12 protein-coding genes are annotated in these 15,865 nt (G+C 69.2%); 4 read left to right on the top strand and 8 right to left on the bottom strand.

The window, feature by feature from the left end:
• Positions 1–46: 46 nt before the first annotated feature.
• The 7 genes from ACH4FH_RS29260 to ACH4FH_RS29230 all read right to left on the bottom strand — a co-directional run bounded on the left by ACH4FH_RS29260 (position 47) and on the right by ACH4FH_RS29230 (position 7,637).
• Positions 47–982: a DMT family transporter gene (locus ACH4FH_RS29260; RefSeq protein WP_398558937.1), complete on the bottom strand. Its 936-nt coding sequence runs from the start codon at positions 980–982 to the stop codon at positions 47–49.
• Complete coding sequence (locus tag ACH4FH_RS29255; protein ID WP_398558972.1) at positions 979–2,226, bottom strand: PLP-dependent aminotransferase family protein; 1,248 nt, start codon at positions 2,224–2,226, stop codon at positions 979–981. The genes ACH4FH_RS29260 and ACH4FH_RS29255 overlap by 4 nt, the downstream gene beginning before the upstream one ends.
• A gap of 65 nt (positions 2,227–2,291) precedes the next feature.
• Entirely contained in the window at positions 2,292–3,209 is a 918-nt protein-coding gene (locus tag ACH4FH_RS29250) for a phytanoyl-CoA dioxygenase family protein (RefSeq protein WP_398558936.1), read from the bottom strand.
• Positions 3,206–4,381 (bottom strand): alpha-hydroxy acid oxidase, encoded by a 1,176-nt coding sequence (locus tag ACH4FH_RS29245; RefSeq protein WP_398558935.1) that lies wholly within the window; start codon positions 4,379–4,381, stop codon positions 3,206–3,208. The genes ACH4FH_RS29250 and ACH4FH_RS29245 overlap by 4 nt, the downstream gene beginning before the upstream one ends.
• Positions 4,378–5,487: a 4-hydroxyphenylpyruvate dioxygenase gene (hppD, locus tag ACH4FH_RS29240; RefSeq protein ID WP_398558934.1), complete on the bottom strand. Its 1,110-nt coding sequence runs from the start codon at positions 5,485–5,487 to the stop codon at positions 4,378–4,380. Before hppD ends, ACH4FH_RS29245 begins: the two co-directional genes overlap by 4 nt.
• 270 nt (positions 5,488–5,757) lie before the next feature.
• A complete protein-coding gene (dhaL, locus tag ACH4FH_RS29235; RefSeq protein WP_398558933.1) occupies positions 5,758–6,393 on the bottom strand; it encodes a dihydroxyacetone kinase subunit DhaL in 636 nt (211 codons plus the stop codon).
• A 467-nt stretch (positions 6,394–6,860) separates the two neighbouring features.
• On the bottom strand, positions 6,861–7,637 hold the full coding sequence (locus ACH4FH_RS29230) for an IclR family transcriptional regulator (protein ID WP_398558932.1): 777 nt from the start codon (positions 7,635–7,637) through the stop codon (positions 6,861–6,863).
• Between the two features lie 368 nt (positions 7,638–8,005).
• Between ACH4FH_RS29230 and ACH4FH_RS29225 the strand changes: the two genes are divergently transcribed.
• The 4 genes from ACH4FH_RS29225 to ACH4FH_RS29210 all read left to right on the top strand — a co-directional run bounded on the left by ACH4FH_RS29225 (position 8,006) and on the right by ACH4FH_RS29210 (position 14,243).
• Entirely contained in the window at positions 8,006–8,281 is a 276-nt protein-coding gene (locus ACH4FH_RS29225; RefSeq protein WP_398558931.1) for a hypothetical protein, read from the top strand.
• 300 nt (positions 8,282–8,581) lie between these two features.
• Complete coding sequence (locus ACH4FH_RS29220; RefSeq protein ID WP_398558930.1) at positions 8,582–9,532, top strand: SDR family NAD(P)-dependent oxidoreductase; 951 nt, start codon at positions 8,582–8,584, stop codon at positions 9,530–9,532.
• A gap of 514 nt (positions 9,533–10,046) precedes the next feature.
• The gene (locus ACH4FH_RS29215) at positions 10,047–11,474 is read left to right on the top strand and encodes a sugar porter family MFS transporter (RefSeq protein ID WP_398558929.1); all 1,428 of its coding nucleotides are present in this window, start codon (positions 10,047–10,049) and stop codon (positions 11,472–11,474) included.
• Between the two features lie 159 nt (positions 11,475–11,633).
• Positions 11,634–14,243 (top strand): hypothetical protein, encoded by a 2,610-nt coding sequence (locus ACH4FH_RS29210; RefSeq protein WP_398558928.1) that lies wholly within the window; start codon positions 11,634–11,636, stop codon positions 14,241–14,243.
• A gap of 132 nt (positions 14,244–14,375) precedes the next feature.
• On the opposite strand, the gene ACH4FH_RS29205 is transcribed toward ACH4FH_RS29210, so the two are convergent.
• Positions 14,376–15,536 carry a glutathione-independent formaldehyde dehydrogenase gene (locus ACH4FH_RS29205; RefSeq protein ID WP_398558927.1) on the bottom strand — a complete coding sequence of 387 codons (1,161 nt, stop codon included), beginning with the start codon at positions 15,534–15,536 and terminating at the stop codon, positions 14,376–14,378.
• Between the last annotated feature and the right edge of the window lie 329 nt (positions 15,537–15,865).

Here is a 15,865-nt window from a genome sequence, read left to right as displayed (position 1 = left end):
CACGGGCCCGCCCGGGCGGGCGGGACCGTACGGGACTCCGGAAGGGTTACCGTTCGGCCGGCGCGGGTGCTGCCGGTTCCGTGGGCGCCCGGTTGCCGGTCAGCCGCCGCAACAGCGCCGGGTTGGTCAGCATCACGGCGTTGCCGATCAGGATCAGGACGACGCCCAGCACGTCCCGCAGTGTCCAGTGGAAGTCCTCGAACACCGTGGACAGCAGGAGCGCCACGATCGGGAAGAGCACCATCGCGTAGGCCGCACGCTCCCCGCCGATCCGGCCGAGCAGGGTGAGATAGGCACCGAAGCCGACCACCGAGCCGAAAACGGCGAGGTAGACGAGCGAGCCGGTGTACTCCAGCGTGGGTTCGAACAGGGCGCCGTCACCCAGGAATGCGGCGAACGGCGCCATCAGCAACGCCCCGTACGCCATGGCGTACCCGGTGCCCTGGATCACCGGGATGCCCGCGGCCTGCGTCTTGCCGGAGACCACGTTGCCCAGGCAGAACACCAGGGTGCCGAGGGCGGAGAGCACGATGCCGCGCCCCGACCCCGAGGACAGATTGAAGTTCTGGAACTCCGGCCAGAACACGGTGGCGATCCCCAGCAGCCCGATGCCTCCGCCGACCAGCATCTTCGCGGTGACCGTGCGCCGGAAGAAGAGGCGGGCGAATGCCATGTTCAGCACCAGCGACATCGCGAAGATGATCGAGACCAGACCGGTGGTGAGGTGGCCTTCCGCGAAGTAGAAGCAGACGAAGTTGGTGGAGAACATCAGCAGGCCCATCAGGGCGAACTGCCCGTGGACGCGCAGTGGATAGCGCAGCGGCAGGCCGCGCAGGCGGGCGAATGCCAGCAGGATGACGGCGGCCAGCGCGAACCGGTAGGCGACCGACGCCGTGGGGTGCACATCCCCGAGCTGGCCCTTGATGGCCAGCCAGGTGGATCCCCAGATCAGCACGGTCACGACATAGAGCACGGCGTTCACAGGCAGCTCCCCTCGAGCAGGCCGACCAACCGCCGTGCGCCTTCAATAACTTGATCAGGCGTCAGATAGCTGAGAGACAGCCTCAGCTGATGCTTGCCGCCGCCGTCGGGATAGAAGTAACTCATAGGCGTCCAGATCACTCCATGGTCGCGGGCGGACTCTTCGAGGAGCGCATTGTCCGCCGGGACGGGGAGCGTCAGGGTGAGAAAGAAGCCACCTTCCGGCGAGTTCCAGTGGATGCCTGCCGCCTCACGCCGCTTCCGGGGAAGCAGACGCTCAAGAGAGTCCAGCAGGACCGTCAGGTTCCCCTGGTAGAAGTCGGCGGCCGGCTTGTTGGCCTCCCGCAGGCGGAAGTCGTGGGTGAGGAGCATCCCTCCGATGACCGCCTGACTGAGCGCCGGCGTGTTGACCGTCACCATGCCTTTGATCTTGGACAGTTCGTCCGCCAGGAGCGTCCGGCTGCCGTCCCGGGCCTGCACCTGCTGGTCCGCGACCACGTAGCCGACGCGGGCTCCCGGGAAGCAGGTCTTGGCGAAGGAGCCCAGGTAGATCACTCGCTGTCGGTCGTCCAGCGCCTTGAGCGTGGGCAGGCCGGTGCCGGTCCGGGTGAAGAAGCCGTACGGATTGTCCTCCAGGAGGAGCAGATCCTCCTCCTCGGCCAGGCCGAGCAGTCGATGGCGGGTGGCCAGGGGCATGCAGGTGCCGGTCGGGTTGGAGAAGTCCGGCACCACATAGAGCGCTCGCGGCCGCTTGCCGGCCGCCCGCAGCTCGGCGACCGTCCGTCGCAGCACGTCGGGATCGAGTCCGCTCTCGCCCTCGGGGACATGTGCGGTCTCGATGTCGAGCAGCCGTGCCGCTCCGGTGATGCCGACGTAGCACGGTGACGAGACGAGCAGGACGTCCGAGGGCTCGGCGAACAGGGCGCGCAAGGTGATGAACATGCCCTCCTGGCAGCCCACGGTGACCACCAGGGACGCGGGGTCCGCGTCGATGCCCTCGTCGTTGCGCAGGGTGCGGGCCACCAGCTCGTGGATCTGGCCGTTGGTGCGCCCGTACTGGAACAGCATGGTCCGGACCTCGTCCGGGGTGCGGCCCAGATCCTCGGAGAGGTGCCGCTTGTAGGCGTCGAGGTAGTAGCCGATGCGCTCGACCTCGAACAGCCCCTCGTAGGGGCGGCCGGGACCGAAGGAGATCGCCTCCGGATGGCGGGAGGTGACCTCGTTGAGGAAGTTCATCACCTCCATGAGCGGATCACCGAGCGAGCCGTGCAGCTCTCCGGCAGGCAGAACGGTGGTGGGGGAGCCGTCACTCACCGGGGGCCCTCCCACAGGACGGGGCAGAAGCTCGGGTCGGTGTAGTCGGGGTTGCCCTGCTCGTCCGCCCGGACGAGCACGTCGTTGTTGTAGATGACCTGGTCCCCGGAGGACAGCTCGAAGGGGCGCCACTGGTTGGAGCGGTCCTGAAGGTGCAGGGAAATGGCCCGGCGGGGACGGTCGCTGACGTTGTATCCGCTGCCGTGGTAGGTGCGGCAGTGGTGGAAGTTGATGTGTCCCTTCGGGATGGTGACCGGGACCTTGCGCACCTCCGCCTGGTTGAAGGCGGCGTTCTCCGAGAGCATGTCCTCCAGTTCGGAGCGGTCGCGCTCGGCGAAGTGGCGGTTGGTGGAGTCGTCGCCGCCGATCTCCTTCCACCGGTGGCTGCCGTCGACCATCGTGATCGTCCCCATCTCCTCGCCACAGTCGTGGAAGGGGATGAAGGCGGTGAGCATCTCGTCGGAGGAGCAGGTCTGCCAGTAGTGGCGGTCGAAGTGCCAGGGCACGATGTTGCGGGCGTCGTCCGCGCGCGGCGGCTTGTGGATGAGGGTGCTGTTCCACAGCCGTATTTGGCTGGTTTCCGCGATGCGTGCCGCGACCGCCGCGATGATCGGCTTCGACAGGATGCTGCGGATCGTGTCGTCCTCGTAGAAGATGTAGTCGTTGTGGCGGTGGATGTCGCCCTTGTCGGGCTCCCAGTACGCGAGGCGCGGCGGCCGCGTCGGCAGGGAACGGTCCCGGTGCCCGGCGTAGAAGCGGTCGGTCGCGGAGTCGAGGAGGTCGACCTCCTCGTCGCTCAGCAGCTTCTTCGACAGATACCAGCCGTGCTCCTGGTAGAACTGCACCTCGTCGTCGGAGGGCAGCAGCTCCTGCTCGGCAGCGGTCAGCGCAAAGCGGGAATCGTTCGTCGTCATGCCATGTCCCTGTCGTGAGTGATGGAGTGGTTCGCGAAACCGGAGGGGCCGTTCAGGAGCTCCCGGTCGATCGTGTCCAGGCGGGGCCGGCCGGTCAGTGCCATGGCCTCCGCCAACTCGTCCTGGAGGGTGGACAGCACCTGCTCGACACCGGCGGCGCCGTCGACGGCCAGCCCCCAGAGGACGGGGCGGCCGACCAGCACCGCGCGCGCTCCGAGCGCCAGCGCCTTGAGTACGTCCGTACCGCGCCGGACACCGCCGTCGACCAGGACCTCGCACCGGCCCTCGACCGCCGCGACGACTTCCGGCAGCGCGTCCAAGGCCGCCACCGCGCCGTCGAGTTGACGGCCCCCGTGGGTCGAGACGACCAGCCCCTCGACGCCCAGATCGGCCGCCCGAAGGGCGTCCTGCGCGGTGAGTACCCCCTTGAGCACCAGAGGCAGATCGGTCAGCGAGCGCAACCAGGCCAGGTCCTCCCAGGTGAAGGCGGCGTCATGGTGCCGGGCGGAGTGTTCGGCCAGCGTGGAACTGCCGGATCGGCCCCGGTGCAGCCCGGCCGTGTGGTCCGCGTCGAGATTGACCGGCCGGATGTGCGACGGCAGGCTGAAGCCGTTGCGCAGGTCCCGCTCCCGGCGCGCCATGCGCGGAGTGTCGACGGTGATCACCAGGGCCCGGTAGCCGGCGGCCTCGGCCCGGCGGACCAGCGACTCGGTGATCTCCCTGCGGCGCAACACGTACAGCTGCAGCCACAGCGGACCGGTCGCGGCGCGGGCGGTCTCCTCCAGCGTCTTGCTCGCGAAGGTGCTGGCGATGGTGAGCGCCCCCACCTCGCCGGCCGCACGGACCGTGGCGGTCTCGCCCTCCGGGTGGACCAGACGGTGGTACGCCATCGGCGCGATGCCCACGGGGAACGCCACCGGACGGCCGAGCAGCGTGGTGCTCAACTCGCAGTGGGACACGTCCACGAGGACCCGCGGGCGCAGCCGGTAGCGGTCGTAGGCCGCACGGTCGCCGCGCAGGCTCACCTCGTCGCCGCTGCCGCCGGCGATGTAGTCCCACACCGGCCCGTCGAGCCGCTCGCGGGCCGCCGCCGCATAGTCCCGCGGTAACAGCGCCGTGGGCCCCTCCGGCCCGCTGTGCGGGTCGGCCGGGACAGTCGATGGCGGGGTCACCCCTCGGCCCCCGCCGCGGCACCGACAGGCACGGCGACCTGTGCATCGTCGGTGCGCTCGCGCTCCACGGCCTCGTAGAGAGCCTTGATGTTGCCGCTCCCGAAGGTGCGGGCTTCGAGCCGCTGGATCAGCTCGAAGAAGACCGTCCGGCGGGCGTAGGGGGAGCGGGTGAACACCTGGACCAGCTGGCCCCATTCGTCCCGGTCGGCGAGGAGGCCCAGGTCCTGGAGCACCGCGGTGTCGATGTCCACCTCGATGCCCCGCTCGGCCAGGGCTGCGTAGTAGCCCGCCGGTGTCGAGAGCAACTCCACGCCGGTGGAGCGTAGTTCGCGTGCCGCCCGGACGATGTCGTCGGTTCCGTAGGCGACATGCTGGACGCCGGGGCCGTCGAAGCCGTCGAGGAAGTCGTTGAGCTGCCCGCGGTTACTGACGGGGTCCGGCTCCACCATGGTGAAGGTGACGCCTCTGGTCTCGTCCTGCACGACCTTGGATGCCATGGCCTGGCCGCCGACGACGATGTACTCGTCGTAGGTGTGCCGCAGGCCCAGGGCGCGCTGGTAGAAGTCGACCATGCTCTCCAGCGAGCCGGGGCGCAGGCACAGAGCCAGGTGATCGATCGAGCGGAGCAGCCCCGGATCCGTCGCGTCGGCTTCGCCCGTGGGGCGATACCGGCCCGGGAGAAAAGCACCTGACGGATCGTCACGTTGGACGAAGGTGTGCACCAGGTCGTTGGTCGCGGCGACGGTGGCCCGGATGACCCGGCCGCCGTCGTCCCCGAAGGTCGCGGGTTCGGCGACAGCGTATGCCCCGGCCGCCACCGCCCGCTCGAAGTCGCCGGCGGCGTCGGTGGTCCGCAGGGCCACGTCGCGTACGCCGTCGCCGTGCTTGCGGACGAACCGTGCCGCGGCGTGATCGGCGTGCAGGGCCGAGGTCAGCACCACGCGGACGCCCCCGTGGGCCAGTACGAGGGAGCGTGCCCCGGCGAGTCCGGTGAGCGGGCCCGCCTCGGCCACTACCCGGAAGCCGTAGGTACCGCGGTAGTAGTGGGCGGCCTGGTTGACGTCCCCCACGAAGAACTCGACATGGTCGATGGAATGGGCGGTCACGTTGATCCGATCTGTGGTTGCGGATGAGGTCCGGGGCGGCATGGTGCCGCCCCGGCTTGGCGGCCGGATGCGCTGCGTCGGCGCTGCGGGCGAGCAGCCCACCGACAGCCCCGGCCACGGGGCTCGGCTGATGAGGGGCGACGGCGCCTGCCGGCCCGTCGCGACGTCGTCCGTACGGCGGGATGCCGTCCTACGGGCGCCAGGGCCCGGACTGCACCATGCCCGTACGCGAAATTCCGCCGAGGCGCGAGGTGGTGGAGGCGGTGCCGTTCACCGTGCGTCTGTCGTGTCGGCGAGAGCACGGAAGACATAGGCCGTCGATGCCGCGCCCGGGTCCTTGTGGCCGATGCTGCGCAACCCGAGGTACGCCGCCCGGCCCTTCCTGGCCTGCAAGGGGACCGTGGCCCGCATGCCGGCTTCGGCCGCGTCGGCCGCGGCGTGGGCGGCCGTGCGGAAGTCGGCACCGGCTGCTGCCGCGTCGCGGAAGGCGCTGACGGCGGGTGCGTAAGCGTCGATCATGGTCTTGTCGCCGGGCACGGCCGCACCCAGCTGCTGGGCCTTTTCCAGTCCGGCGGCGAGCGCTGCCGCGAAGTGTGGGGCGTCGATGCGCGACGCGGTGCCGAGCGCCTCGCCGACGGCCCGGAACGCGCTGCCGAACAGCGGCCCGGAGGCGCCCCCGACCACGGACAGCAGGGAGCTGCCGGTCATCACCAGGATCTCGCTGACCGAGGCGGGTCTTCGCGATCCGTCGTCGAGCCGGTCGCGCACCGCTCCGAAGCCACGCGCCATATTGGCTCCGTGATCGCCGTCCCCGATGGCCGAATCAAGTTGGGTCAGGTACTCCTGATTTCGGTTCATGGCCGCGGCAGTGTTCTGCATCCAGCCAAGGGCGAGTGAAAAATCCACCGGTCCTCCTTCGGGTGCGGATCGTCCAGCGCTGCGCGTCGGTGCTGTGCCGCGCGGCGTCACGACTCCGGCGGCGTCGGCGAGGACCACGCACCGCTCCCGCACGGCCGTGCTGCCAAGGCCGTTGGCAGGAGGGGAGGCCGCCCCCGGACCTCCGGTGGCGGAGGGGACGCCGGGAGGCGCCTCGGGTAAATCATCAGTTTTCTCTGCAGTTCTCCGCATGCCAGGCGCTCCTTCGCTCCCCCGTGACCCGCGCAGCCTTGAGCGGTGAGACTCGGACCACTGAATCGATCCGAAAGGCGTTCGGCATTACCGAATGCCCATGCAGAGCAAAGCCCAGCGACCCCGACTCCGTCAAGGACTTCTCGCAGGGTGGTCCGGTCGAGAGTGCATCTCCGGCCGATTGCCGCCCGACGGGGGCGAGTTGATGAACGCTCAACGAACGGACGGCGCTGCCCGGTCGGCTGTCAGCCGCCGGCGCGCAACCCCGCGTTGCGCGGCGCTCCCAGGTCCCGCGAAAGGCTCCGCGCCACTTCGCGTACGGCGATGGCGCACTCCTGCCGCGCACTGTCCACCAGCAGGCGCTCGACGGGTCCCACCAGGCCGAGGCCGCCCACCACCTCGCCGGTGCGGTCGAACACGGGTGCCGCGATACCGGCATCGCCCAACGTCAACTCCTGGTCGTCCAGGGCGTATCCGGTCTTGCGCACCTGATCCAGCTGCGCGGAGAGCTGTGCCGGATCGTCGATGCTGGAGCCGGTGACCCTCGGCAGCTCGCCCGCCAGTAGCTCGGTACGGCGGTCGGCCGGGAGGAATGCCGCGACGGCCTTCCCGAGGGCGCAGGTGTTCCAGGGCAGGCTGGCCCCGGTCTCCAGTACCTGCACCGACCCGCCGGGGCGGAACGCGTGGTGGATGACAAGGATGTGATGGTTCGTCAGAACGCCCACCCATACGGCCGCACCGGCCTGGGTGGCGAGGAGATCGGCCCAGGTCACCGCGCGGGTGCGCAGCTCGTGCGAGTCCAGGTAGGCATTGCTCAGGGCCACCAGGCCGGGCCCCAGCTGGTATTTGCCCGTCTCCCGGTCCTGGACGACCAGGCTCTCCGCCTCCAGCGTGCGCAGCAGGGCGTGGACGGTCGGCTTCGCGATCCCGATGCGGTCGGCCAGTTCGGTCACGCCGAGGCGCGGGGTCGCCGTGGCGAGCTCCCGGAGGACGTGGACAGCCCTGTGCACCGCCTGGACCATGAAACAGCTCCCTGTTCAGTATTGCTGAACGGCGTTCTGACTCGTAGTGTCCTCACTCATGACACCGCTGGTGGGCATCGTACGTGTGCCGCCCCTGCGGAGATCGCCCGTGCCTGCCCTCACCGGTGCACGGTCCGGTCCCGCGCGGGCCGCCGTTGTCACGCGCCACGTCGCGGCCGGAAGGCGCGGGGCGACGTGGGGAGCGGGTCGATGCCGCGCCCGGCGCCGTGGCTGACGCCGTGCGCCGACGCAGTGGGGCCTCGCGATCACCCGCCGGCCGACTTCCCGGCACCTCATTGCACTCTCCTCGCCGGCGGCGCGCACGCAGACGATTGCGGCTGACCTGCTGAACAAGGCACTCTTACGCCATGTCATACGTAAGGCTCGAAGCGTGGATCGGCGGAGAGTGGCTGGGGGTGGACTCGATAAGCGTCACGGTGATGGATGCTGCGCTGACCCTCTCCTTCGAGGGGCAGCGGTCGGAGTCCGGCTATCGGAGCCTCATCTGGGAGCCGCTGGAGAACTTTCTCAGGGAATATCGTGACGAGCCGCTCGTCGTTCTGCCGCATGGGCGCAGCCTGCCGGTGATGTTCGGTCCCGGGGCCGCGGGGCCCTTCCGGCTGGCGGAGAGCGTCGAGGACTGAGCGCCGCCGCCCTCCGATCCTCTCGGTGCGACAGTCCCGCTACGTGACGGTCGCACCAGGGTCGGTGTGCGGTTGTGATCAAGCGGTGTGGCTGAGCGCCCGAGTTGACCACTGAGTGTGTCCCCCGGCTGCGCTCGCTCCCAGTTCCGCGCCGGTCGTGGCGTAGCGGCCTTCTGGCTCCCTGCCGTTCTCCGGAGGAGTGTCGGAAGTCTGTCGGCGGTCTGTCGGTGAAGGTTGCGACCGTGGTCGGGTTGAGGCTTCCCATGACCATGGGACCCAGAGCGCGAGGAGCCTGTCATCGTGTCTTCCGTATCCCGGAGCCGGCCGTGGGACGTTCACCGGCTGCCGTCTGCCGAGGGCAGGATCTTCCTGGTCACCGGGGGTAACGCCGGGATCGGCTACTTCGCCGCGGAGCAGCTCGCCGCCACCGGCGCCGTCGTCGTACTCGGCAGCCGGGACGCCGCGAAGGCCGACGCCGCCATGGCCTCGATCCGCTCGCGCGTCGCCGGCGCGCAGGTGCGGCACCTTCAACTGGACCTTGCCGACCTGTCGTCCCTGAAGGCCGCCGTGGACAGGCTGGACCTCGATCATCTCGACGCGGTGGTCCACAACGCAGGGGTCGCGCTCGACGACCCGCCGCGTCGGGAGACCGAGGACGGCCACGAGCTGATGTTCGGCACCAACCACCTCGGCCACTTCGCACTCACCCGGTGGCTGGCCCCCCTGCTGTCCGCGGCGTCGGCGGCCCGCATCGTGACGGTGGGAAGCTTCGCGGCGCGGTCCGAGCGACTGGACCTCGACGATCTGCAGTCGACCCGGGACTACCGGCCCAAGCGCACCTACGGCCGGTCGAAGGTGGCGCAGATGAGTTTTGGCTTCGAACTCGATCGCCGCCTGCGAGCCGTCGGCAGCACGGTGCTCAGTGTGGTGGCCCACCCCGGCGGCGCACTGGATTCCCTCACCCCGTCCCGCCCGCCGGTAAGCACGACAACCCCAGGCGAGCGGCTGCGAGCCTCGCCCGCCGGGCTCGTCGTGCAGGGCAAGGACGCCGGAGCATGGCCCGTCGTCCGTGCCGTCCTCGACTCGGAAGTGCAGGGAGGGCAGCTGTGGGGGCCGAGGGTCTTCGGCCTGCGTGGCCGACCTCGGCGTGAGCCTGTCCCCGCTCATATGGCAGACCCGGCCGTCGCTGCGCGCCTGTGGGCCGCCGGCGCCGATCTGGTCGGCACCGATCCGCAGCTCGGCTTCCGGTAGGCGCGGAGCCACGCCCAGGGCAGCACTCCGGTGGCCAACTGCCGTGTTCAACCCGGCCAACCGGGATGGCCGGGGACCACCAGTTGCCTGCACGAGGTCGGGCCCAGATCATCGAGGCGCGGAGGTGGAGGCCGGCGAGGTAGCTCTCGGACGTCTTTGCGGTCGAGCCCGTTCCGCCTTCGCCGTCCCAGCCTGCCGCGTGGCCACTGTGCGCACTTGGGTCACGTGCGTCCCGTATCCACCGTTTCCTTCCCTCTTCGGTGCGTCGGGAGTTCCGCTCGCGCCCTTCGGTGATGACGGGAGCCATTTCTTCAAGGCTTGTAAGCAAAACCTGAGGCTGCATCCCAATATCCGTCGTGTGAAGACTGTTGACTTCGAAATCCGAACGCATAGTCTCTGCAACGTCGTTTTCACCTTCACCTAGCGGCTGCGTCGTGCGCCGCCCGAAGGGCAATCTGCCTGTCCCGGAACGTCGCCGCGCGCCCCGCCGCTCGGCGGGGTCAAGGAGTACACCGTGAGCAGCACCGTGCAGTCACCGCCGACCGAGGGCCGTGAGGCCGGGCCGGAGCAACTCGGCCACGTCATCTTCATCACGGCAGCCGCCGCGATGGGCGGCTTCCTCTTCGGATACGACAGCTCCGTCATCAACGGTGCGGTCGAAGCCATCCGGGGTCGCTTCGGCGTCGGCCCCTCCACCCTCGCCCAGGTCATCGCCGCCGCCCTCATCGGATGTGCCCTGGGTGCCGCGACAGCGGGACGCCTCGCCGATCGGCTCGGCCGCATCAAGGTCATGCGGATAGCCGCGGCGCTGTTCACTCTCAGCGCGGTCGGCTCGGCGCTGCCGTTCGGCCTGTGGGACCTGACGATGTGGCGCGTTCTGGGTGGCGGCGCCATCGGTATGGCCTCGGTCATCGGGCCGGCCTACATCGCCGAGGTGGCCCCGCCCGCCTACCGTGGCCGGCTCGCGTCCTTCCAACAGGCCGCGATCGTCATCGGTATCGCCGTCTCCCAGCTGGTGAACTGGGGCATCCTCGGTCTCGCCGACGGTGACCAGCGCGGCACGCTGGCGGGCCTGGAAGCCTGGCAGTGGATGCTCGGCGTGATGGTTCTGCCCGCCGTGCTCTACGGACTGCTCTCGTACCGGATCCCCGAGTCGCCCCGCTTCCTGATCTCGGTCGGTCGCCTCGACGCGGCGAAGCAGGTGCTTGCCGAGGTCGAGGGGAAGCGGGTCGACCTCGACGTCCGCGTCGGCGAGATCGAGACCGCCCTGCGCGGCGAGCTGAAGTCGACCTTCAAGGACCTGCTGGGCGGCCGGGCCGGCCTGCTCCCGGTCGTCTGGATCGGCATCGGGCTTTCGGTCTTCCAGCAGCTCGTCGGCATCAACGTGATCTTCTACTACTCGTCATCGCTGTGGCAGTCCGTCGGCATCGACCCGAGCAGCTCGTTCTTCTACAGCTTCACGACCTCGATCATCAACATCGTCGGCACCGTCATCGCGATGGCCTTCGTCGACCGCATCGGCCGCAAGCCGCTGGCGCTCATCGGCTCCGCCGGCATGGCGGTCTCCCTGGGCATCGCCGCCTGGGCTTTCTCGTACAAGACCGGTACCGGCACGGACATCGCCATGCCCGACCTTCAGGGCACCGTCGCGCTCGTCGCCGCGCACTCCTTCGTCCTCTTCTTCGCGCTCTCCTGGGGAGTGGTCGTCTGGGTGCTGCTCGGCGAGATGTTCCCGAACCGGATCCGGGCCGCGGCGCTGGGCGTCGCCGCCTCGGCCCAGTGGGTCGCCAACTGGCTGATCACCGTGACCTTCCCCAACCTGTCCGACTGGAACCTGTCGGGCGCGTACCTCATCTACACGGCCTTTGCCGCGCTCTCGATCCCCTTCATCCTCAAGTGGGTGCCGGAGACCAAGGGCAAGGCACTGGAGGAGATGGGCTGATCCCACCGCCCCTCCTCACCTCCGTACCGTTCTCCGCTCACCGCGTATCCGCCCCGTGCATTCCGCCCCTTCTCCCCGACCGGATGCGGAGGAAGGCGTAGACGCAGCTACGCCGGTCCGCCACCGCTCGTCGGTCGGGCGACACCGCCAAGGAGCAGTATGAGTACCTCCTCGCGCCCGCAGCCGCGGCGTACCTCCGGCAGGCCCTCGGCGAAGGCCGTCCTGACCTTCGCTGTCACGGCTGCCCTGCTCTCCACCGTTCAGCCGGCGACCGCCACCTCATCGAGGGCCGGCGGCGCGAAAGGCACTGCAGAATGTCATGTTCCCGCAGGGCCCGGCCGGTTCAAGGACGGCACCGGCTCCGCAACCCTGACCGTGACCGACGTCAGTGACGACTGCCGGCGTACGTACAAGCTGAGCAGCTCGCTCACCGGCGAACGCGTCTTCACGGAGGCGCCCGGCACGCCGACACTGAGGTCCGGGTCGGTGCTGCTCGACGGGCTGTACGCGATGGCCCACGACGACGCGGCCCTCAACAGGACCGACCGGGTCAGCGACGGCTCCTACAACCACGGCGATCCGGTCGACTGCCCCGGCGGCTGTTACATCACCGGCAAGTCCTGGACGTACGTCTGGACCCGGGACGTCTCCTACTCCGCCGACCTGGGCCTGACCCCGGCCGACCCGGAACGGATGCGCAATACGCTGGCCTTCAAGCTCAGCGACCGCCGCGACGGGTCCGGGGACACCCAGATCATCCAGGACACCGGCACCGGCGGCAGCTACCCCAACTCCACCGACCGGGTCGTGTGGGCCCTGGGGGCCGGCGAAATCATCAACTGGCTTCCGGACGGCAAGCGCCAGGCGTTCGCCGCCAAGGCATACGACGCCATCCGTAACACCGTCGAGCACGACCGGAAGGTCGTCTTCGACACCGGCGACGGGCTGTACCGGGGCGAGCATTCCTTCCTCGACTGGCGTGAGCAGAGCTACCCGGACTGGACCAAGGACGATGTGGCGACCATCGCCTCGTCCCGCTCGCTGTCCACGAACGTCGCCCACTGGGTCGCCCTCGACACCGCTTCCCACCTCGCGGCCGGCGCCGGTGAGCGGGCGGCGGCCGGGAAGTACCGCAGGTGGGCCGACGACCTGCTCAAGGCGGTCCGTACGAAGTTCTGGCTGCCGGAGAAGGGCCAGTTCTCCCAGATGCTCTCCACCGAACTGGACACCTCGCCGGTCGACCGCTACGACGCGCTGGGCACCTCGCTTGCCGTGCTCACCGGCGTGGCGACGCCCGGTCAGGCGGCGAAGGCCGTCAAGAACTACCCGCAGACGCAGTACGGCCCGTCCGTGCTCTGGCCGCAGCAGCAGGGCGTCGAGGCTTATCACAACAACGGCATCTGGCCCTTCGTCACCGCCTACATGATGCGGGCGGCGGCCAAGACCGGCAACGACGGCGTGGCGACGCAACAGGCCAACTCCTTGGTACGGGGAGCCGCGCTGTTCGGTACCAACAAGGAGAACATCAACCTCACCACCGGCGAGACCGACACCGCCATCAACTCGGACCGGCAGCTGTGGAGCGTGGCCGGGATGATGTCGATGGTGCAGCAGAGCATCTTCGGTATCGACGCCCAGGAAGACGGCCTGCGCATCACGCCGTTCCTGCCGGCGAAACTCCGCGACACCTACTTCGCCGACAGCCGGCGCGCCACCCTCAACGGCCTGAACTACCGCGGCCACAAGCTGGACATCACGCTCGACCTCCCTTCGGGGAAGGCCGAGCAGGGCGCCTTCGAGGTGTCGTCGATGACGCTGAACGGCAAGCGGATCAACGCCGACCGGCCGCTCACCGAGGACATGCTCGGCGACGGTACCGCCGAGCTGGTGGTCACGATGGGCGCGCCGACAGTGGGTTCCGGCGAGGCCGCCGCGCAACCTGTGGACCTTTCCTCCAAGGAGGCGTTGTACGGCCCCACCACGCCCGATGTGCGGCGCGTAGCCCCCAACTCCGTTGGAAACAGGCTTCAGTTGTCCGTCGACACCAGCGACGAGGACCCCTCCGAGGTCACCATGGACGTCCTGCGGGACGGCGCCGTGATCGCCAAGGGCGTCCCCGTCAAGGGCGGCCGGCAGACCTGGGTGGACGACCGTTCCGCCGACATGGACTCCGTATCCCACTGCTACAGCGCCCGCCTGCGCTACGCCTCCAGCGGTAACACCTCCCAGCACGCCGAGCCGGAGTGCTACTGGGGGCCGGGCCACGACCGCGTCCAGAAGGTCACCGGTGAGGACTTCGAGGCGACCGGTGGGAAGAAGACCACCAACGACAACGGGACCTACTACGCCGACTGGGGAACCGCGCCGGGCGACAAGCTTGCCGCCCGGATCACGCCGAAGGCCGACGGCGAGTACCTCCTCCAGGCCGACGCGGCAGTCGGCAACCCCGTCAACACCGGTGTGGCCGGCGGCATGAAGATGCTGCGCGTCTACGACGACGCCACCGGCGAGCTGGTCACCGAAGACGTCATCGCCATGCCGAACACCGGCAGTTGGTCCACGGTGCGCGGCTCGACCTTCGCCAAGGCACGGCTGAAGAAGGGCACCACCTACCGGCTCGAACTCGGCCAGGACCGCCTCGCCGTGAACATGAGTTACTTCTCCGCCAACGCCCACTACAACGACACCATGAGCGGCCCCGCCAACTACAGCGACGTCTACGCGATCAAGGCGATGCTGAAGAAGGCCGACACCCCGCAAGCGAAGTAGGTCCGTACCCGTCTTCCCCTCCGGGGATGCTTGGGGGCTACCCGGACGCCGCGCCCCACAGCACTTCTCCCGGCCCACCACAGCGGGCCGGGAGAGCGGCGGGCGCCTGGCGGGTCACCCTGGCCTCAGCCGTTACGCGGCGCCGCCGGGATGCAGGACGATCTTGGTCCAGCCCTCGTCGCGGTCGTCGAAGTGCTCGTAGGCGCTGGGGGCCTCGTCGAGGCTGAGTTCGTGGGAGACGATGACGCTGGGTTCGGCCTTCCCGGCGGCGATCAGATCTCGCAGGGCCCGGTTGTACCGCTTCACCGGCGCCTGGCCGGTGCCCATCTTCTGCCCCTTGAACCACATCAGGCCGTAGTCGAGCGGGACCTTGCCCTGGGCTTCGAGCTTTCCCTGCGCCTCCTTCCCGCCGGGGTCCTCGGGCAGGAACACACCCACCACGCCGAGGTCGCCGGTGAAGCGGACCGAGTCGATCAGCCCGTTCAGCGTGAGGGTGGCGTCCTCATGTCCCTGCGCGTCGTGCGCCTGGTAGCCGACGCACTCGCAGCCGTTGTCGGCGCCCAGCCCGAGGGTGGCTTCCTTCACGACGTCCGAGGGGTTCTGCTCGGCGGTGTTGATCGGGATGGCGCCGAGCTCCTCCGCCACGCGCAACCGGTCGGGGTGGTGGTCGGCCACCCAGACCCGGCCCGCGCCCTTGAGCAATGCGGAGTAGGCAGCCATCAGCCCCACCGGGCCCGCGCCGTAGACGATCGTCTGGTCTCCCGGTTTGACGTTGGCCATCTCCGCGGCGTGGTAGCCGGTGGGGAAGATGTCCGCCAGCATCACGTAGTCCACCTGGCGCTCGGCGGCGTCCTCACCCAGCCGCAGGGCGTTGAAGTCGCCGTAGGGCACCCGCAGGTACTCCGCCTGTCCGCCCTGGTAGGACCCCATCTCCGCGAAACCGTAGGCGGCCCCGGCCATGTCCGGCTCCGGCTGCATGGTCAGGCAGTAGTTCGTCAGGCCGCGCTCACACTGCTTGCAGAAGCCGCACGCGATGTTGAACGGCAGCACCACATACTCGCCGACCTTGACCTTCGTCACCGCGGTGCCGACCTCGACGACCATTCCCAGGTTCTCGTGCCCCAGGGTGCGGCCCGTCTCGAAGGACGTGCGCCCTTCGTACATGTGCAGGTCGGAGCCGCAGATGTTGGTGCTGGTGATCTTCACCAGGATGTCGCAGGGATGCTCGATCGTCGGGTCCGGCACATCCTTGATGGTCACTGTGCGCGGTCCCTCGTATACGGCTGCCTTCATGACTCTCCCCTTGCCGCCACCCCGGGCGCAGTCCGCACGGCTTGTGCGCACCATCGAGGCTGCGAACGCTTGCGGATGGATGTCGGCGCGAAGCGGGCACACGGCGATCCCGCACGGCGCTGCCGCGCTGCGAGGTCCCATGTCCATTTATGGGCATGGCGCTTTGCCGACTCTTCCCGGTTCCACCGTCTCATCGCGAGGGCCCACCCGCGACCGGGGCGCCTCAGGGCCGGGTCGGCTCCCGGCAGCGTCCGGCCGCGGACGCGGTGGCGAAGGTGTCCCGCGAGGGGGGAATGTTCCCTATCCAAGGACGTGACAGGCCATCAACC

The sequence above is a fragment of the Streptomyces sp. NPDC017993 genome (assembly GCF_044328065.1).
GTDB lineage: Bacteria > Actinomycetota > Actinomycetes > Streptomycetales > Streptomycetaceae > Streptomyces.
Note: the sequence above shows the minus strand (reverse complement) of the source record. Positions and strands in the feature narration are given on the sequence as shown.